17 protein-coding genes are annotated in these 19,116 nt (G+C 46.4%); 9 read left to right on the top strand and 8 right to left on the bottom strand.

The annotated features are described in order from the left end of the window. Positions 1-299 precede the first annotated feature (299 nt). Positions 300-1,871: an N-acetylglucosamine-specific PTS transporter subunit IIBC gene (gene nagE, locus ACVA6Q_RS09600; RefSeq protein ID WP_353496938.1), complete on the top strand. Its 1,572-nt coding sequence runs from the start codon at positions 300-302 to the stop codon at positions 1,869-1,871. Positions 1,872-2,077: 206 nt separating this feature from the next. Further along, positions 2,078-3,745: a glutamine--tRNA ligase gene (glnS, locus tag ACVA6Q_RS09595; RefSeq protein ID WP_446647362.1), complete on the top strand. Its 1,668-nt coding sequence runs from the start codon at positions 2,078-2,080 to the stop codon at positions 3,743-3,745. A 240-nt stretch (positions 3,746-3,985) separates the two neighbouring features. Here glnS and fcrX read toward each other — a convergent pair whose 3' ends face one another. After that, a complete protein-coding gene (gene fcrX / locus ACVA6Q_RS09590) occupies positions 3,986-4,432 on the bottom strand; it encodes a ferric iron uptake transcriptional regulator FcrX (RefSeq protein ID WP_112459624.1) in 447 nt (148 codons plus the stop codon). A 201-nt stretch (positions 4,433-4,633) separates the two neighbouring features. On the opposite strand from fcrX, the gene ACVA6Q_RS09585 reads away from it, so the two are divergent. Beyond that, positions 4,634-5,137 carry a DUF4442 domain-containing protein gene (locus tag ACVA6Q_RS09585; RefSeq protein ID WP_446647361.1) on the top strand — a complete coding sequence of 168 codons (504 nt, stop codon included), beginning with the start codon at positions 4,634-4,636 and terminating at the stop codon, positions 5,135-5,137. A gap of 72 nt (positions 5,138-5,209) precedes the next feature. On the opposite strand, the gene fldA is transcribed toward ACVA6Q_RS09585, so the two are convergent. From fldA to ACVA6Q_RS09570, 3 genes are all read right to left on the bottom strand, one after another. Next, positions 5,210-5,743, bottom strand: a complete 534-nt coding sequence (gene fldA, locus ACVA6Q_RS09580) for a flavodoxin FldA (protein ID WP_112459625.1) — start codon at positions 5,741-5,743, stop codon at positions 5,210-5,212. Positions 5,744-5,793: 50 nt separating this feature from the next. Continuing rightward, entirely contained in the window at positions 5,794-6,015 is a 222-nt protein-coding gene (locus tag ACVA6Q_RS09575; RefSeq protein WP_042496654.1) for a DUF2788 domain-containing protein, read from the bottom strand. Between the two features lie 97 nt (positions 6,016-6,112). Continuing rightward, positions 6,113-6,871, bottom strand: coding sequence for an alpha/beta fold hydrolase (locus ACVA6Q_RS09570; protein WP_446647360.1), 759 nt, complete (start codon positions 6,869-6,871; stop codon positions 6,113-6,115). A 92-nt stretch (positions 6,872-6,963) separates the two neighbouring features. On the opposite strand from ACVA6Q_RS09570, the gene seqA reads away from it, so the two are divergent. The 6 genes from seqA to rlmM all read left to right on the top strand — a co-directional run bounded on the left by seqA (position 6,964) and on the right by rlmM (position 12,683). Further along, on the top strand, positions 6,964-7,494 hold the full coding sequence (gene seqA / locus ACVA6Q_RS09565) for a replication initiation negative regulator SeqA (RefSeq protein WP_353496933.1): 531 nt from the start codon (positions 6,964-6,966) through the stop codon (positions 7,492-7,494). Between the two features lie 92 nt (positions 7,495-7,586). Further along, a complete protein-coding gene (pgm, locus tag ACVA6Q_RS09560) occupies positions 7,587-9,233 on the top strand; it encodes a phosphoglucomutase (alpha-D-glucose-1,6-bisphosphate-dependent) (protein WP_429761043.1) in 1,647 nt (548 codons plus the stop codon). A gap of 413 nt (positions 9,234-9,646) precedes the next feature. Further along, positions 9,647-10,555, top strand: coding sequence for a transcriptional regulator GcvA (locus tag ACVA6Q_RS09555; RefSeq protein WP_353496931.1), 909 nt, complete (start codon positions 9,647-9,649; stop codon positions 10,553-10,555). Next, complete coding sequence (locus tag ACVA6Q_RS09550) at positions 10,548-11,186, top strand: alpha/beta family hydrolase (RefSeq protein WP_353496930.1); 639 nt, start codon at positions 10,548-10,550, stop codon at positions 11,184-11,186. The genes ACVA6Q_RS09555 and ACVA6Q_RS09550 overlap by 8 nt, the downstream gene beginning before the upstream one ends. Beyond that, complete coding sequence (locus ACVA6Q_RS09545; protein ID WP_446647359.1) at positions 11,179-11,595, top strand: DUF423 domain-containing protein; 417 nt, start codon at positions 11,179-11,181, stop codon at positions 11,593-11,595. The genes ACVA6Q_RS09550 and ACVA6Q_RS09545 overlap by 8 nt, the downstream gene beginning before the upstream one ends. After that, positions 11,592-12,683 (top strand): 23S rRNA (cytidine(2498)-2'-O)-methyltransferase RlmM, encoded by a 1,092-nt coding sequence (gene rlmM, locus ACVA6Q_RS09540; protein WP_446647358.1) that lies wholly within the window; start codon positions 11,592-11,594, stop codon positions 12,681-12,683. The genes ACVA6Q_RS09545 and rlmM overlap by 4 nt, the downstream gene beginning before the upstream one ends. 26 nt (positions 12,684-12,709) lie before the next feature. Here the strand turns inward: rlmM and xni are convergent, their stop codons facing one another. From xni to ACVA6Q_RS09520, 4 genes are all read right to left on the bottom strand, one after another. Further along, the gene (xni, locus tag ACVA6Q_RS09535) at positions 12,710-13,492 is read right to left on the bottom strand and encodes a flap endonuclease Xni (protein ID WP_353496927.1); all 783 of its coding nucleotides are present in this window, start codon (positions 13,490-13,492) and stop codon (positions 12,710-12,712) included. Between the two features lie 62 nt (positions 13,493-13,554). Then, on the bottom strand, positions 13,555-14,916 hold the full coding sequence (ppnN, locus tag ACVA6Q_RS09530) for a nucleotide 5'-monophosphate nucleosidase PpnN (RefSeq protein WP_446647357.1): 1,362 nt from the start codon (positions 14,914-14,916) through the stop codon (positions 13,555-13,557). A 230-nt stretch (positions 14,917-15,146) separates the two neighbouring features. Continuing rightward, positions 15,147-16,715, bottom strand: coding sequence for a GGDEF domain-containing protein (locus ACVA6Q_RS09525; protein WP_353496925.1), 1,569 nt, complete (start codon positions 16,713-16,715; stop codon positions 15,147-15,149). A gap of 103 nt (positions 16,716-16,818) precedes the next feature. Continuing rightward, positions 16,819-19,101: a tetratricopeptide repeat protein gene (locus ACVA6Q_RS09520; RefSeq protein ID WP_446647356.1), complete on the bottom strand. Its 2,283-nt coding sequence runs from the start codon at positions 19,099-19,101 to the stop codon at positions 16,819-16,821. Between the last annotated feature and the right edge of the window lie 15 nt (positions 19,102-19,116).

Here is a 19,116-nt window from a genome sequence, read left to right as displayed (position 1 = left end):
ATCATTTTTTAGCGTTTCAATACGGTATAAAACTTGATTTATATCGCAATTTAACTGCTTGTGTTTGCAACTCTCATGGCCAGAATCCTACTTAGATTTGGCTATTTTTTCGTATGATAAAATAAGTTTTATGATCTCGCTAGCAAAAAGCCTGTATTTTGGCAAAAACTGGTGATTAGGATCACAATTGATAAGGTTTTAATTTGCGGGGCGAATTTAATTCCATACACTGAATAGGACTAAATTGAACGGCTAAAATAAGTCGTCCAAAAATTCAAATCCTATAGGGGGAACTTAAGGTGAATATTCTAGGATATGCGCAGAAGCTAGGTAAGGCATTGATGCTACCTATCGCAACGCTACCAATTGCGGCGCTTCTACTACGTTTGGGTCAAGGCGACCTTTTAGACATTCCATTTATGGCACAAGCTGGTGGTGCGATCTTCGGCCAATTGCCTCTTCTTTTCGGTCTAGGTATTGCAATTGGTCTTTCTAAAGATGGTAACGGTGCAGCAGGTCTTGCTGGTGCGGTTGCTTACTTCGTACTGACAGCAACAGCAACAACTATCAACGCTGACGTAAACATGTCGTTCTTCGGCGGTATCTTCGCAGGTATCATCGCAGGTCACTGTTACAACGCGTTCCACGCAACTCGTCTGCCTGAGTGGCTAGCATTCTTCTCTGGTAAGCGACTTGTACCTATCATGGCAGGTCTGTTTGCTCTAGTCGCAGGTGCAGTATCCGGTGTGGTTTGGCCTTCAATCCAAGGCGGCCTAGACGCGCTAGCACATGCAGTATCTACATCTGGCGCAGTTGGCCAATTCGTATACGGTACACTTAACCGTGCACTTATCCCTGTAGGTCTACACCACGTACTAAACTCGTACTTCTGGTTCGGCATGGGTACATGTCAAGAAGTTCTAGTAACTGGCGCTCAAGCTGCTGGTCAAGCACTTCCTGCACTACAACAGCTTTGTGTTGACCCTGCTCTTGCTAAGACTCTAGTCGCTGGTCAGTCTCACACATTCGAATTTGCTAACTCAGTAACGCCTGAAATCACTGCAACAGTGAAAGAAGTAACTGAAACAGTTAAGTCTGGTGACCTACACCGCTACTTCGGCGGCGATAAAGGCGCTGGCGTATTCATGAACGGCTTCTTCCCTGTAATGATGTTTGGTCTACCAGGTGCGGCACTAGCAATGTACCTAGCAGCGCCAGCTGAAAAACGCAGCCAAGTTGGTGGCGCTCTATTCTCAGTAGCTTTCTGTTCTTTCCTAACAGGTATCACTGAGCCACTAGAATTCATGTTCGTATTCCTAGCTCCAGCTCTATACGCAATGCACGCAGTATTTACTGGTCTTGCTCTAGTGGTTGCTAACATGTTCGGTACGCTACACGGCTTCGGCTTCTCTGCAGGTCTAATCGACTTTATCCTAAACTGGGGTCTAGCAACTAAGCCATTCGTACTACTACTAATCGGTCTAGCATTCGGTGCTCTATACTTCTTCACATTCAGCTTCGCAATCCGCGCATTCAACCTGAAGTCGCCTGGTCGTGAAGACGATGACGAAGCAGTAGAAGTTGCAGCTGGTGAAGGCAAAAGCGGTGACCTAGCTCGCCAATACCTAAAAGCTCTAGGTGGTCACGATAACCTAACGTCTATCGATGCTTGTATCACTCGTCTACGTCTAACGCTTAAAGACCGCTCTGTTGCTGACGAGAAGGTTCTTAAGAAACTAGGTGCTAAAGGTGTGGTTAAACTAGGTGAAAACAACCTACAAGTTATCCTTGGCCCTCTAGCAGAAATCATCGCTGGCGAAATGAAGTCTATCGGCGCTGGTGAAGACCTATCAGAAGTGAAACTGCCATAATCACTCTCTGACTCATTGATTTCCATACCAAAGCCTCTCTCCCGAGAGGCTTTTTTTATGCCTTCCGAACCTTGCGAATCACCTGTCTATAAATCAGTACTAAAATAATCTAATGAAAATGCGAGTTCTTGTTGAGGTTTCTCAAAGAATTGTGGATCATTAGCGTTTATATATCTGACAATACTTAAAACATAGAGGTGTTATAGATGAGTGAAGCTGAGGCTCGTCCATCGAACTTTATTCGCCAAATCATTGATAAAGATTTAGCGGATGGCAAGCATACTAGCGTGCATACTCGTTTCCCGCCGGAGCCAAATGGCTACCTGCACATCGGTCACGCGAAATCTATTTGTTTGAACTTCGGTATTGCTCAGGACTATCAGGGTCAGTGCAACTTGCGCTTTGATGACACCAACCCTGAAAAAGAAGACGTTGAATACGTTGAGTCAATTAAGAATGATGTAAGCTGGTTGGGCTTCGATTGGTCTGGTGAAGTGTGCTATTCATCAAACTACTTCGACAAGCTCTACGAGTATGCGGTTGAATTAATTAACAAAGGCTTAGCGTACGTTGACGAGCTAAGTCCAGAGCAGATCCGCGAGTACCGTGGTACGCTAACCGCACCAGGTAAGCCAAGCCCTTACCGCGACCGTTCAATTGAAGAAAACCTAGCGCTGTTTGAGAAAATGCGTGACGGCGGCTTCAAAGAAGCTACGGCATGTCTACGTGCAAAAATCGATATGGGCTCATCGTTCATGGTGATGCGCGATCCTGTTCTATATCGTGTTCGCTTTGCTGAGCACCACCAAACAGGTGACAAGTGGTGCATCTATCCGATGTATGACTTCACTCACTGTATCTCAGATGCGCTAGAAGGCATTACGCACTCACTATGTACGCTTGAGTTCCAAGACAACCGTCGTCTATACGATTGGGTACTTGAGAACATCACTATCGATTGTCAGCCTCGTCAGTACGAGTTCAGCCGACTAAACCTTGAATACACAGTGATGTCTAAGCGCAAGCTAAACCAACTTGTAACTGAGAAATTGGTTCACGGTTGGGATGACCCACGCATGCCGACGATCTCTGGTCTGCGTCGCCGCGGCTTTACGCCTTCATCAATTCGTGAGTTCTGTAAGCGTATTGGTGTGACTAAGCAGGAAAACATGATCGAGTTTGGTTCTCTAGAATCTTGTATTCGTGAAGACCTAAACGAGAACGCACCTCGTGCGATGGCGGTACTTGACCCTGTTAAGATTGTTATCGAAAACTACGAAGGCGAAGGTGAGACGTTAACGCTTGCTAACCATCCAAATAAAGAAGAAATGGGTACTCGCGAAGTTCCATTTACTCGTGAAGTTTGGATTGAACGTGAAGACTTCCGCGAAGAAGCGAACAAGAAGTACAAGCGTTTGGTGCTAGGTAAAGAAGTTCGTCTACGTGGCGCGTATGTGATCAAAGCTGAGCGTATCGAGAAAGATGACGCGGGTAATATCACCACTATCTTCTGTAGCTACGATTCAGAAACGCTAGGTAAAAACCCAGCAGACGGCCGTAAAGTGAAAGGCGTTATCCATTGGGTATCAGCGGATAAAGGTCTTCCTGCAGAGATTCGTCAATACGATCGTCTGTTTACCGTAGCAAACCCGGCAGCGGCAGATAACTTTGCTGAAACCATCAACCCAGATTCACTGGTTGTGATTAACGGCTTCGTTGAGCCAAGCCTAGCGGCAGCGAAAGCTGAGCAAGGTTACCAGTTTGAGCGTATGGGTTACTTCTGTGCGGATTCTAAAGATTCTACTGCTGAGTCTTTGGTGTTTAACCGTACGGTTGGTCTTCGTGATACTTGGGCGAAGATTGAAGGGAAGTAGGTTTAAGAGCTGTTAAGAGCTTACCCCCTCTAGCTCCCCCTTATTAAGGGGGAGAACCACTGCTCGTTACTAACGTAACATTGCACTTTTTATAAGGCGATGCGCAGCGAGCCTATGGTTCCTCCCCTTAAAAGCGGGGCGCGTAGCCGGGAGGCTAGGAGGGGTAAAAACAGCACCCACCAAACCCAACCCACAAAAAAACCAGCCACAAGGCTGGTTTTTTCATATCAAAATAAAGACTTACTTAGGCTTATGTGCCTTAGGATCAGTCTTACAAGCACCGCCAATACACTTACCGTATAGGTACAAGCTGTGGTTAGTCAGCTCAATGTTGTATTTCGATGCGATTTCTTTCTGACGAGTCTCGATAAGGTCATCAGAGAATTCAATCACTTCGCCACAGTCTAGACAGACTAGATGGTCGTGGTGGTGTTGAGTTGATAGTTCGAATACTGATTTACCGCCTTCAAAGTGGTGGCGAGTAACGATACCAGCATCATCAAATTGGTTAAGTACGCGATAAACTGTCGCTAGACCGATCTCTTCGCCAAGGTCGATAAGCTTTTTATACAAGTCTTCTGCGCTAATGTGTTGGTACTCTGGCTTCTGCAGTACTTCTAAAATTTTTAGTCGAGGCAACGTGACCTTCAGTCCCGCGTCCTTAAGTGCCTTGTTATTGTCTGACATAAACTTTCCTGTGATGATCTGCAGCAATAAACAGATTTCATGTATCCGTCCATTATAGGGTACTAGCGCGTAACAATAAACCGTGAAGTTCAAAGGGTTACTAACTATTAACATAGAAGTGGAACTGTGTCACTTTACAAACACATCTGACCAGTTACAATCTGTTTACATTTAATGGACTTGCAGTAATGGATGAATCAGATGGATAAACGACTCGCCAAAATATACAAACCTAAGTACGTTAAGTTCGCGCTAAACATCTGGCCGCCATTCTGGGGAGCGGGTATCCGTATAGAGGAGATCAGTGATGATTTTCGCAGTGTCAAAGTGCGCTTGAAATTGCGATGGTGGAACAAAAACGCCAATCGATCTCAGTTTGGTGGCAGCATTTTTGCGATGACGGATCCTATTTACTCATTGATGTTAATGGGAATTTTACGTGAGCAGTATTATGTTTGGGATAAGGAAGCCAGCATTGACTTTATTAAGCCGGGGTTTTCTGATTTGCGAGCAGAGTTTGTCATCAGCCAAGATATGCTAGAGGACATTTTGAGGAGCACTCAGACCGGTGAGAAGTGTTTTCCTGAGTTTGTCAGTCATATTCAAAATGACAAAGGTGAGATAGTGTCGACTATCCAGCGTAAGCTCTACATTCGTAAAAAGGCGCAGTTCCGGGATGTGGAATCAGAGTCGGTTAATGCCTAGAGGTAAGATTTGTTGTTGCCATATTCAGATACAAAAAAACCTCCGTTAGGAGGTTTTTTTAAAGCGTAGAGATTAGTCTTCTAGCTCAGCTAGGCACATCTCTTCGTAAATCTGTTTAGTCCAGTTTGATACGCGCTCGTCAGTAAGCTCTGGCTGGCGATCTTCATCGATACATAGACCAACAAATTGAGATTCATCACCCTCAACTAGCGCTTTAGATGCTTCAAACTCGTAACCTTCAGTTGGTGTGTAGCCGATGATAGTGCCGCCTTTCGCTTCAACGATGTCACGCACTGTGCCCATCGCATCACAGAAATACTCTGCGTAATCTTCTTGGTCACCACAGCCAAAAATAGCGACTAGCTTAGTTGAGAAGTCGATGCCTTCAAGTTCTGGGAAGAAGTCATCCCAATCTGCTTGCGCTTCGCCGTAGTACCAAGTTGGGATGCCAAGTAGAAGCAGATCGAAGTTGTCGATGTCTTCTTTGCTGCTTTTAGCAATGTCTTGAACGTGAACGAGCTGTTTACCCAATTGTTTTTGGATCATCTTTGCAATAGCTTCTGTGTTGCCAGTATCGCTACCAAAGAATAGACCTACACTTGCCATAAATTCAGTACCTTTTTATCTGTCTTCGTTGGACTCAGGAATGGAGATAGTTAGCCTAGTCCTGTACCTTCCCAGCTTAGCTGAATAATGCCTTTCGCGACAAAACCTGCACAGCCTAAGAACAGCACAAGCCACACAATACGTCGACCAAACACCGGGACATTGCCTTGTTTTAGTACATCTTTGATTGCCATGCCGATCAGAAAAAAGATCGACGCAAACAACAGATCCAAACCAATGGACTCGAGTTTATCTATATAGTCGTAAAGCATGGTATTCCTTTGTGCCAATATGCTTGCGCGGAACTATACCATTGTTACTCGGTAAAGTTAATCCATGGAAATCAACCCGGTTACGATACAGGTCAAATTAAATGAATTTGCGTATCGCGCGCAGTACTTCGTTGGGCTTTTCTGCGTGCAACCAGTGCCCGGTATTGGCAACAATATGCACCTTAACTTGCGCAAATTGCTGTTGGATTAGTGCTTGGTGAGCGGCTTGTAGGTAATCGGAATCGGCTCCTTTAAGAAACAGAACTGGCGTGCTGGTTTTGCTGATTGGCTGCCAGTCTAGAATGTTCCAATAATTTGCTTCCAACCCCTTAAGGTTAAAGCGCCACCCCATGTGCTCACCCGCATTATATAGTGACTTGCCCAAGAACTGACGCACGCCCTCTATTTCAATATGTTCACTCATGACTGCCATGGCGTCGGCGCGAGTCTTCGGAGTTTGCTGACAGACTGCGTTGAGGCCAGCGAGCACATTATCGTGACGGCGGGTGGTGTATTTAACTGGGGACATGTCCATCACCACAAGCTTCTCAATCGGGTAATCAAAGTCACACAGTTTCATGGCGACTTTGCCGCCCATTGAGTGGCCGATAATAATAGGCCTTTCGACGTTGAGATCTTCTAGTAACGTAATGATATCACTCGCCATTAATGCATAATCGTGATCGTCACTATGAAATGAGCGACCATGATTTCTTAGATCAACACTAATGACGTCATGATCCTGTTTCAGTTCTCTGGCGAGCACGCCAAGATTATTCAGGTCACCAAACAGTCCATGGATTAGAACGACTGGCGTACCTTGACCTTCTCTTTTGTAGTTTAATAAAGCTGACATTTTCTGTTATTCGTGATGTGTTTAACGTGGAGGTTCATCGCGGAACTCGTTATAATCATCCAGAGTTTAAACATAGAGATTGTGAAAAGCGAATGAAAACAATTGAGGTTGATGAGGATCTATACCGTTACATTGCAAGCCAGACCCACCACATTGGCGAAAGTGCTTCAGATATCTTACGACGTTTATTAAAGGTAGATGCAGCCGAGACGGAACAGAGACCCGCTGCCGCTAAGACGATTGTCGTGAGTAAACAGGCACCAAAAGCAGAAACCGTTGATTCAGTAAAAGAGATGCGCTCTCTACTGATTTCTGACGAATTCGCTGGACTGAAAAAAGCCATTGATCGCTTTATGCTGGTGCTATCTACGTTGCATCGCTTGAACCCAGAAAGCTTTTCTGAGGCGACACAAGTAAAAGGCCGCAAGCGAGTCTACTTCGCAAACAATGAAGCGACGCTACTAGAAAGCGGTAATACGACCAAGCCAAAAGCCATTCCAAATACGCCGCTTTGGGTGATTACCAACACCAATACTAGCCGCAAAAGGCAGATGGTCGAACAGGTGATGACCATGATGGAGTTCCCCGCTGAGCTCATCGAGAAAGTCACGGCTTCTATCTAAGATTTTCGATTTAAACCTCATAATGTTCAAACTTAAACGAGTATTATGAGGTTTTTTGTATTTTTAAGCTTAAATTTGAAAGGACGTCAGTTATGGCTATACACCCACGCGCGGGCCAGAAGGCTTTGCAACAAGACCTTCATAACATTCCAGCGCTAGTATCCAATTATTTCCTAATTCAACCAGAAGCGGACAACACGGCACAAAGTGTTCAGTTTGGCACCTCTGGTCACCGCGGCAGCGCGGACAAAGCGACGTTTAACGAAAACCACATTCTTGCTATTGCACAAGCGGTAGCAGAAGTGCGCGCAGAGAAAGGCACGACAGGCCCACTGTTTGTGGGTAAAGATACCCACGCCTTGTCTGAGCCAGCGTTCGCGACTGTGGTTGAAGTATTGGTTGCGAATGGTGTTCATGTTATTGCGCAAGTAGATAACGGCTACACGCCAACACCAGGTATCTCACATGCGATTTTAACGCACAATCTAATGAGCGATAAAAAAGCCGATGGCATTGTGATCACACCTTCGCACAATCCACCGCAAGATGGTGGTATCAAATACAACCCAACTCACGGTGGTCCTGCTGAAGCAGAGCTCACTCAAGCGATTGAAGATCGTGCTAACGAAATCATCAGCAACGAGATGAAAGATGTGAAGCGTCTACCTATCGCGGTTGCTAAAGCGGATGATTTGTTTGAAGAGCGTGACTTGGTGAAGCCTTATATTGATGACCTAGTCAACGTTATCGATATGGAAGCGATTCAAAAAGCAGGCCTTAAGATTGGTGTTGATCCATTGGGCGGTTCAGGCATCGACTACTGGCGTCAAATTGGTGCAGCGTACGACCTAGATCTAACCTTGGTAAGTGAAGCCGTTGATCCATCGTTCCAATTCATGTCGCTTGATAAAGATGGTGTGGTTCGTATGGACTGCTCATCGCCATATGCAATGGCAGGCCTTCTAGCGCTTAAAGATGATTATGATTTGGCATTTGGTAATGACCCAGATTATGACCGTCATGGTATCGTCACACCAAAAGGTCTAATGAATCCGAATCACTACCTAGCAGTATGTATCGATTACCTATACCGTCATCGCAGCGAATGGCGTGATGATGTTGCTGTGGGCAAGACGCTGGTATCAAGTGCACTGATTGACCGTGTTGTTGCTGACCTTGGCCGTACACTGTGCGAAGTGCCAGTTGGCTTCAAGTGGTTTGTTGATGGCCTTTATAACGGTGAGTTTGGCTTTGGTGGTGAAGAGAGTGCTGGTGCGTCTTTCCTTCGTAAAGATGGTACGCCTTGGTCAACAGACAAAGATGGCATCATTCTTTGCCTGTTAGCAGCAGAAATTACCGCGGTAACGGGTAAGAACCCACAGCAGTACTATGAAGAGCTAGCGGCTAAACACGGCGAGTCTAAGTACAATCGTATTCAAGCTGTGGCAAATACAGAGCAGAAGAACGTACTTAAGAAGTTGTCACCAGAAATGGTATCGGCGGAAACACTGGCTGGCGATGCGATTACCGCTCGTCTAACTCACGCTCCTGGTAACGGTGCAGCCATCGGCGGTCTTAAAGTGACGACGGCAAATGGTTGGTTTGCTGCGCGTCCTTCAGGCACAGAAGATATCTACAAAATCTACTGCGAAAGCTTTAAGGGTGATGAGCACCTAAAACAGATCGAAGCTGAAGCACAAGAGATTGTGAATCAAGTCTTTGCTGATGCAGGTCTGTAAGACTAATCCGACGAAAAACGATTAGCTCAGCTATTAACAAAACTATAGAAAGCGGTCACCTTGGGTGGCCGTTTTTTTATGGGACAATTTATCACTGAGTAAGTGAATAAAATTTAGATAAAAAAACACCGCCATATAGGCGGTGTAAGAAAATTTGACAGACAGGTCAAAAATACAGGAAGTACACACATCAACTAGGGGATAACTAGCCAAGGTGTGGTGGTAGAATTCTACCTAACTCGAAAATCGAGATTGCAAACACAACATCGCAAGCGCAAGTCAATCGGTTCTAGAGAGAACCGAGCCGTTCAGACTCGCGTTTACGGGGTGAAATATAGAATTTCTCTGGCTGTTCGGCAATGGACAAATTATAATGTTTCAGATTAAAAAAACTAATGCATTAGAGAGTCGTTATGTCGAGACGTTTGCCTCCCCTCAATTCGCTCAAAGTTTTTGAGGCCGCCGCGCGCCATTTGAGTTTTACTCGAGCGGCGGAAGAGCTGTTTGTTACTCAAGCGGCAGTCAGTCATCAAATCAAAGCGCTTGAAGAATTTTTAGGTCTAAAGCTGTTTCGCCGTCGAAATCGCTCGTTGCTACTTACCGAAGAAGGCCAAAGCTACTTTCTTGATATCAAAGATATTTTCACATCTTTGGCCGAAGCGACCGATAAGGTGCTAGAGCGCAGTGAGAAGGGCGCTCTGACCATCAGCTTACCACCTAGCTTTGCCATTCAGTGGCTTGTGCCTCGCCTCGCTGACTTTAATGAGCAAGAGCCTGATATCGATGTGCGTATTAAAGCGGTGGATATGGATGAAGGGTCGTTAACCGACGACGTTGACGTTGCGATTTACTACGGTCGCGGCAACTGGCCGGGACTGCGTGCTGACAAACTATATCAAGAGTTTTTGGTTCCCTTGTGTGCCCCCGCTCTTTTGCTCGGCTCTAAACCACTCAATACGCTTGAAGATCTCTCTAAGCACACATTGCTGCATGATACCTCGCGTAAAGACTGGAAGCAGTTTACTAAACAAAATAACCTTGAAGGCGTGAACGTCAATCATGGTCCGATCTTCAGTCACTCCACTATGGTTCTGCAAGCCGCAGCACACGGCCAAGGCATTGCATTAGGAAATAATGTTCTCGCTCAGCCAGAGCTGGATGCTGGTCGACTTATTGCGCCATTTGATGAAGTATTGGTCAGTAAAAATGCGTTCTATGTAGTGTGCCATGATAAACAGGCCGACATGGGACGAATCGCTACATTCAGAGATTGGATGCTAGCTAAAGCACAAAGTGAGCAAGAGGTATTATTAGATGACTAAGCTTATTATTGATGGACCAGAGCGCGGTCCGCTGTTTTTATTTGCTCATGGTGCTGGCGCGGGTATGGAGCATGACTTTATGCAAGATATGGCTGCTCGTTTATCTACAAAGGGTATCCGCGTTGTCAGGTTCAACTTCCCTTACATGGTGAAACGTGCAGAAGACGGCAAAAAGCGACCGCCAGATCGCGCGCCAAAGCTACTTGAGGCGATGACAGAGGTAATAGAGCACGTTGCTAACGGCGCGCCTATTGTCATTGGTGGCAAGTCGATGGGCGGACGAATGGCGTCACTGCTCTCTGAGCACGAACTAGTGAAATCAATTGCCTGTTTAGGCTTTCCTTTTCACCCGCCGGGTAAGCCAGAAAACTTCAAAGGCGACCACTTGGCGACGATGACAAAGCCATGTCTTATCTTACAAGGTGAGCGTGACACCTTTGGTAAGCAAGAAGAATTTGCAGACTTTATTCTATCAGATAAGGTCGAAGTGAGCTTTGTACCCGATGGCGACCACAGCTTTAAACCAAGAAAATCGTCGGGTTTCACCGAAGCGCAAAACCGCCAAATGGCCGCCGATCGTTTAGCGCTGTTTATTAAAGGCATCAATGATATGGAAGAAGCCAGTGCGTAGTCGTACACTCATTATTATTGCTGCGTTGTCGGGACTTCTTAGTGTCGGGCTAGGGGCATTTGCGGCTCATGGCCTTAAAAGCTTTCTGTCGCCTTATCTTCTGGGCGTTTTCGAAACGGGTGTGACCTATCAGTTTATCCATACCCTAGCACTGTTGTTATGTGCGCTTTTTGCATTACATAGCCGGGCAGAGAAAGCGCAAAAGGCATTTCATCGCGCCGCGATTTGCTTTATCATCGGCATCCTTTTCTTTAGCGGTAGTCTATACGCCCTTGCGCTAACAGGAGTGAAGTGGTTTGGTCCCATTACTCCACTGGGCGGGGTGATGTTTATGGTAGGTTGGGGATTCCTCGCTTATGCTGGATATCAGATGACTGACGAAACAAACAAAGATGGAGTCAATCAGTGAAACAGGTAATGCTTTATTGCCGCTCTGGATTCGAGAAAGAGTGTGCAGGCGAAATTCAAGACAAAGCGACAGCCCTAGAGGTATTCGGCTTCCCGCGAGTCAAAAACAACTCAGGCTACGTGATTTTCGAGTGTTACCAAGACGGTGATGCGGACAGGCTTATCCGCGATATTGATTTCCAATCGCTTATCTTCGCTCGTCAAATGTTTGCGATTGCTAGCGAGCTTGAAGCTTTGCCATCCGATGATCGTATTTCTCCGCTACTGGCTGCGCTCGATGAAGTGGAAGATTTCCCTCGTTGTGGCGATATCCGTATTGAAACTCCAGACACCAACGAAGCGAAAGAGCTGCTCAAGTTCTGCCGTAAGTTTACCGTGCCAGTGCGTCAAGCAATGCGTGGCAAGGGTTACTTGTTTAATAAAGAGCATGCTAAAAAGCCGGTATTGCACATCTGCTTTATCGCACCGGGCCATTGTTATGTGGGTTACTCTTACCCGAACAACAACTCTGCGTTCTTTATGGGCATTCCACGTCTTAAGTTCCCGGCAGATGCGCCAAGCCGCTCAACGTTAAAGCTAGAAGAAGCATTTCACGTGTTCATTCCCAAAGAAGAGTGGGATGAGCGCTTAGCATCAGGCATGTGGGGTGTTGACCTTGGTGCGTGTCCTGGTGGGTGGACGTATCAGTTGGTTCGCCGCTCTATGTTCGTCCATGCGATTGATAATGGCATGATGGCAGATAGCCTAATGGAAACTGGTCAAGTTAAGCACCATCAAGAAGATGGCTTTAAGTTTGAGCCACCGCGCAAGAACGTCACTTGGTTGGTGTGTGACATGATCGAGAAACCGTCTCGCGTTGCACAGCTAATGGGTGAGTGGTTGATTCGTGGCTGGGCGAAAGAGACGATCTTCAACCTTAAACTGCCAATGAAAGGTCGCTATGATGAGGTTCTACAAGACATTGAGAACCTAAAGATCTTCCTGATTGAGAACAAGGTGAAGTTCAAGCTGCAAGCGAAGCACTTGTACCATGACCGTGAGGAAATCACGGTGCATATTCAAGTGCTATCCAATATCTCACCATACTAATTTGGTGTAGAGCGCCTCTAAAAGGTCTAGGTATTCGTGCCTAGGCCTTCAAATCGAATATCCTGCAAATTAAAACCGAGCTCAATATCTGTTTTGAGTGCCGATACTTGCTTTGATTTTCTCGCCATCTCAATATGCTCGTCGAGTTTCTTGCGATATTTAGCTGCAAGCTCATCAGAGGCATACGCCGACTCAATGTCGTTGTACGTGGTCAAAATCTCTTTTGCTGCCTTTGGGCCAACTCCAGCAACGCCCGGTACCTGTGACGAACTCACGCCTGTTAGTCCCCAGTAATCGGAAAGCTGTTCTGGTTTTACGCCAAATTCTTGCTCAATGAAAGGCGCATCCAGCCAGCGATGTTGGAAGTAATCTCGTATCTGTAGAGTCGGGGAGAGTAGTTGGCAATAACCTTTGTCGGTCGAGATAATCGTGACTTTCTCACCATGGCTGGCAACTTTAACGGCAAGTGTTGCTACCAAGTCATCCGCTTCATCGCCTTCGGAGAGCAGTGAATCAATACCGAGCTGCCACCACGCATCTTGGATTTTATCTAGACCATTGTAGAGCGGCTCTGGCATTGGCTTTCTGTTCTGCTTGTATTCAGGCAGGATGTCCCCGCGCCAGCCTCTGTCTTGTTCGTGGTGATCGAATACCGCAATAATATGCGTCGGTTGCGCTTCATCAACGATGCGGCGTAGTGTACGAGAGGTAGTCTGTATGGTTCTTTCTATGTCAGTGGGATCGGGTTGCACCGCATGGACTCGGCGGATCAGGTTTAGAGCATCGATGATAACAAGATGAATTGACATAAAATTAAAGCCACGAGGAAACGTGGCTTTATTGTAAATAAAACGCTACTGAGTTTCAGGTTTTATTCGCCATTCGCGATGCGATAACACGGAATGTACTCAGAACCCGGTAGTTTCATGCGCTGTTGAGTCACAAAATCGCTGAGCAGTTTGTCCATTTTCTTCATCAAGGCTTTGTCTCCATCAATCATAAATGGTCCATGGCGCTCAATTTCTCGGATACCCTCTGCTTTCACGTTACCAGCGACGATGCCTGAGAAGGCTTGACGCAGTGCTGCCGCCAAGTTTTCTGGGCGCTGATTCAGATGAAGATCGAGTCCAGCCATGTTCTCGTGGGTTGGATCGAATGGCAGTTGGAACTCCGGCTCGATATGCAGTGACCAGTTGTAACTGTAGGCGTCGCCATTTTTCTTGCGGTGTTCTTTTACTGCTGGCATGGCCTGCTTCATGATCTTGGCGGCTTTTTCTGGGTCAGCAATGACGATCTCGTAGTATTTGGTGGCTTCCTCACCGAGTGTCGAGCGCACAAACTCATCAATAGAGCGGAAATACGCTTCACTCTCTTTTGGACCCGTTAACACGATTGGCATCGGCTGCTCAGTATTATTCGGGTGCATCATGATGCCCAGTATGTAGAGCAGCTCTTCGGCTGTACCCGGGCCACCAGGGAAAATGACAATACCGTGAGCGATACGCACAAACGCCTCAAGACGCTTTTCAATGTCTGGCATGATGACCAGTTCATTAACGATAGGGTTTGGCGGCTCAGCAGCAATGATGGACGGTTCAGTTAGGCCTAGATAGCGCTGGTGGGTATAACGCTGCTTGGCGTGGCCAATCGCTGCGCCTTTCATCGGGCCTTCCATCGCGCCAGGACCACAACCGGTACAGATGTTCAGCTCACGAAGACCAAGCTCGTTACCTACTTCACGGGTGTACTGATACTCAGTGGGATTGATGGAGTGACCGCCCCAGCAGACAATCAAATTTGGGTCGATACCGGGAATCAAAGTGCCTGCATTACGCAGGATACCAAACACCAGATTGGTAATATGGGTCGAGTTGGTCAGATTTAGGCGCTGATTGTCTGCAAGGTGCATGTTGACGTAGACGATATCACGCAACACCGAAAACAAGTGCTCTTGAATACCTTTGATGATTTGACCGTCGACAAACGCATGCTCTGGTGGGTTGGTGAGTTCGAGCTTGATGCCGCGCTCACGACGCATGACGTTGACATCAAAGGATTGGTGTTTATCCAGTAGCTCTTTTGAGTTATCGGTGTGGCTGCCAGAGTTAAGTACCGCTAACGTACAGTTGCGATACAGCTGATATAGGTCACTAGACGCGGTCTTTTTAAGGCGCTCAACTTCGAGTTGAGACAAAAGATCCATGCTACCCGCGGGACTAATGTGAGTGATCATAAGCAAATTCCTTATCTAGAACCGAATACTGCGATCTTTTGTGTGGGGCAAGAGAAAGTTGGTTGTTCGGGTGCCCACTGAATCGAGAACGCAGGTGTTTTGGGTTCATTGTTATAGTTATCTATCGCAAGGTTTATACGGGCGCTTTTGGCCAAAATTTACAAGCGATTAACTATTAGAGTAGCAAATGTCAGGAAGGTTTCTATAACTATCTGAAAAATATAGCGAGATTATGGGTTCCACGCGAGCTGGTTCGGGCCAAGCTTTTGTGTGTGGGACAAGGTTTTGTGTAGACGCTCTAACACATCTTCAGGAATGTCATTTTGGCTAAACAGCGCACTGGTTGCTGTTAAGGTAATCGTGAGCAGTTGGTCGCGGAACTTAAACGGCAAATTACTGACTTTTTTCTGGATCTCACGTACTTTTGCCAAACTTGTTGCTTCGTTCTGCTCGGGCATGATCAAAATAAACTCTTCACCAGAGAAGCGTGCGACGGTATCGGTTTTGTCGACCGAGTTGGCGATGGTTTTGGCGATGATCTTTAGTGCTTTATCACCGGCACTGTAACCAAAGTTGTGGTTGATGCTCTTAAACTTATCGATATCAAATACCACAACCCAGAGTGGGTGCTGATTCTTCAGCCAGCGGCGGTATTCAATTTCAAGCTTATCTAAAAGAGCTGTGCGATTATAAACCTTGGTCAGTGGGTCGAGCAGCATACGTTGAGACTGGTCTTCTAAACGGCGACGATAGTCTTGTGTGTTATCGTAAAGTGCTTCAAGCTGGTTCTTGTTGTGTGCCATCTGCTCAATCAGCGCAGCTTCTCTTACTTCGGCATGTTGCAGACGCTCCGTTAATGACGCAAGCTGAGCAAACAATGGCGTCATCGCACGTTTGGCTTCCTCTAAGTCTTGCACTGAGGCAATGCCACGTTTACCACTAGAGACCAGGTTGTGCAGCTCCTTGCTCATATTTTGGCGCTGCTCAAAGTAGATTTGGCTTTGGTCGAGGTTTTGCGAGTTGTTCTTCAGTGACGAAGAAAGTGAGCCGTTGACTTGTTCTAGGAACTGCTGCGAGGTGCGGCGTTCATATTTAGTGGCGTCAATGACCAGTCTTAACACCTGCAAGGTATGCTCGAGTAATTGATTCGATGAAGCGTCCGTGAGTAGCTTATAACGGATCTCGAATAACTGTTCACCCGGTTCACCATCGAAATCAAGTTCAGTAATGAGGTTTTGCAGCTCTTCATTGAGATTCTGTAGTAAACCACTATTCTCGGTTGGCTCCGATTCTTTTGGTAATAATGCAGAGTTGGAAGTGATTATCTTGGTCGCGCGCTCATAAATGGCCAGCAGCTTGACGGCATTGTCAGTGAGCTTCAACGAACTTTTATCGTTGAAAGCCAATACGTTCCTCAGGTCGCGTTTGATTTGAGCAGGCAAGCCACCAATGCGCTGCAGTGTTTCGCCACTGCGCCTTGTTTGCTCTTCCAATGATAGCTGTTGTTTTTCCATCGAAACGGACCTTTGGCCGATGAGACGCTCCAAGATGGCAAACTTGGGCACCAGAGTACTAATGTCCTTGTTATGCTCTAATTCTTGGCGGAGTTCAATCAGTTTATCGTCAATGCGCGAGTGGGCACCAATATGACTATTGCTGAGTGTCGAAATGAAACGTTTGAGGATGGCTTGTTCACGACGCGACTTAAGCGAAGCATCGCGATGAGCTACACGTAATTGCTCCACCTGCACTTTAAGCTGGTGGAGATGCTCTAATGTCTCGCTATCCTGTGAGCTCATAAATCCTTTAAAACAAACCAGATGGGAATCTTATTGATGTATTGATCGATAATATCAAAAAACATCACAACGTCACGTTATTCAGTGTTCAACTGCGGACTTTTTACTCACTCATCAACGATTTTTTGAACCCGTCCTCATTCTGAGAAGAAGAGTGAACTTTTATTAACCCCTGTTTTATCGCTGTGCGACAGGCTTGTCTGACATTGTCGGTGGCAAGACTCGCTGCTGGAGCATTATCAATCGCCTTGAGGTAAACCCAATGACTTTGGCTTTCGCGCATGCTGACTTCGCGCGCCATGTGTGTGGCGACTAATAAGATATCGAGCAGCTCTTTGTCGTTGATGGCAGTGTAGGCGCGAGGTAGGAATGGGTAGTTGGCCATGCCGACTCGTACGATGCGATTGATCTTCCGATCCTGCTCAAAATCATTGATCCAACTTTGAATCTCTTCAAACAGACTTTCCGCCGTGCGTGGCTTGATACTTGGCTCGATATACAGCAAGTTAGCATCAGAAAAGTGATAGATACGAGCTGGCGCTTCAATTTTGCTACGAATAAACTCACCAAATGCGCGTTCCAACTTTAAGCCTGCTTCGTAACCGTTTTGCAGATACATATTGCGAAGAAACGGGACATCAATCATCACAAAGCGTAAGCGGTCACTGAGCGGCTCATTGATAAGTTCGCCGACTTGCCACTGCTCAAAGTAGCGCTGAGTACGTTGCAGAGAGCTTGGCAAGTTAGCATTGAGAAGACGCAGATTCGGCAGACCTGAACGCGCGTGGGTAAACAGGTTTTCATTCAGCTGTTCAACCTCATTCTTATTGCGCCTATTGGTGTAGCTTAGGCGCAGTACCATCAGTGCCAACAGCGAGGCTATACAGAATAGACCAAGCGCCACTTTTTGAAATTTGTTTTGTTTTTCTAGCGCTTCAGCAAGCTCTTGCTCTTGGATTTCGTAATGCAGACCTTGCTCGACAAACTGTCTTTGCTTACGGAATGCTTCTTCACTGATTTGATTGAGCTGAGCCTGTTGATAAATACGCAGTGAGTTGGCTTTTTTAATGTTGCTGAATGCTTGTTTAAACTTGCCACTTTGCTCATAACCGAGTGCAAGTAATTGATACGCTTGCTGCTCGAGTGAAGCTTGTTCAATAGACTCGCTCATGGCGAGTGATTGGCTGAGTGTCAATGCTCGTTTCGCTTGCTCAATCACTTGCTTGTTATCTTGCTGGAAGTAACCAAGTCCCGCATCAAGCAGCGCCGCTTTGGTCTCAAGCTCTGGTAGATCTGAGTAGCTAAGTAGTTTCTCAGCACGTGCCAAATACTGCTCCGCCAATGGGTAGTTGTAGAGCTGCAAATAGGTGGACGCAAGACTCAGGCGAATATCGATAACTTTTTCGATGTTCTTATCAGTCTTCTTTTGATCGATCACGTTGAAGTAGTGCACTAACGCTAGGTTGTATTTACCTTGCAAATAATACACATCCCCCATTTGCTTGAGCACATCAGCAAGAATTGGGGATTCTGGGTAGGTACCGTAGAAGTCAGCCGCCTGTGACAAGTGCTCAAGCGCTTTGTCGAGTACTTGGCGTTGCATAAATAGTTGTGCAAGCTGTTGGTTGATACTCGCTAGCTGGTCGCTACTGTTAAGCTCAATGGCAGACCAGTAAGCGAGTAGCAGTTCAGACAGGGCTTCGTTGTATCGACGGTGATGTAAATAGTGCTTACCAAACTTGGTATGAAAGTCGATTTGCCATTTTGATAGCTTGTCATTCGGGATATAAGACAGCGCCGCTTGGAACAGGCTATTGGCTAGCTCAAAATCGTTTTCGTTAGAAGCGATCTGCGCTTGCAAAATCTTGATGCGATAGCTGGTTCGATTGGCAATGTTTTGTCCTTTGCGAATTGATACGAGATCACGCTCAACTTGCTCGAGTGTCGCCAAGGCTTTGGTTGCTTCGTTCGTGGTAAGCCAGTGCAGCCTAGCTTTCAGGATACGCACATCCAGCGCCAAAAACAGCAATTGGTATTTTTCGGTCATCGACTCAGCAAGCAGCAAACTCTGCATGGCAGCTTGGCTATCACCTAGATTGAACTGAGCCTTGGCAACGATCTGCAGCGCATTGACACTGCTTAGCGGTGTGCGAATACGCTGGTCAGTGTCATCACGCTTGAGTTTCGGTAGTCGGTCGTCATTAGGCTCAGCAAAGGTACGATCGGTCAGATACTTGTTGGCAATCTCCAGTGCTTTTGCCGGTTCAATATCTACCAACTTATCCGCCTCTACTAAAATCGGAGACGTAAAGGACGTTTTAGCGTGCGCTGCTCCTGCAATCAGTGAGCAAAGCAGAGCCAATACTGTCCAAATTTTTGAGCCCATGACGGTTTCCATTAA

The organism is Vibrio sp. DNB22_10_4, from assembly GCF_052879755.1.
The sequence above is the reverse complement of the archived record's forward strand: the minus strand, read 5'-3'. Positions and strand labels throughout refer to the sequence as shown.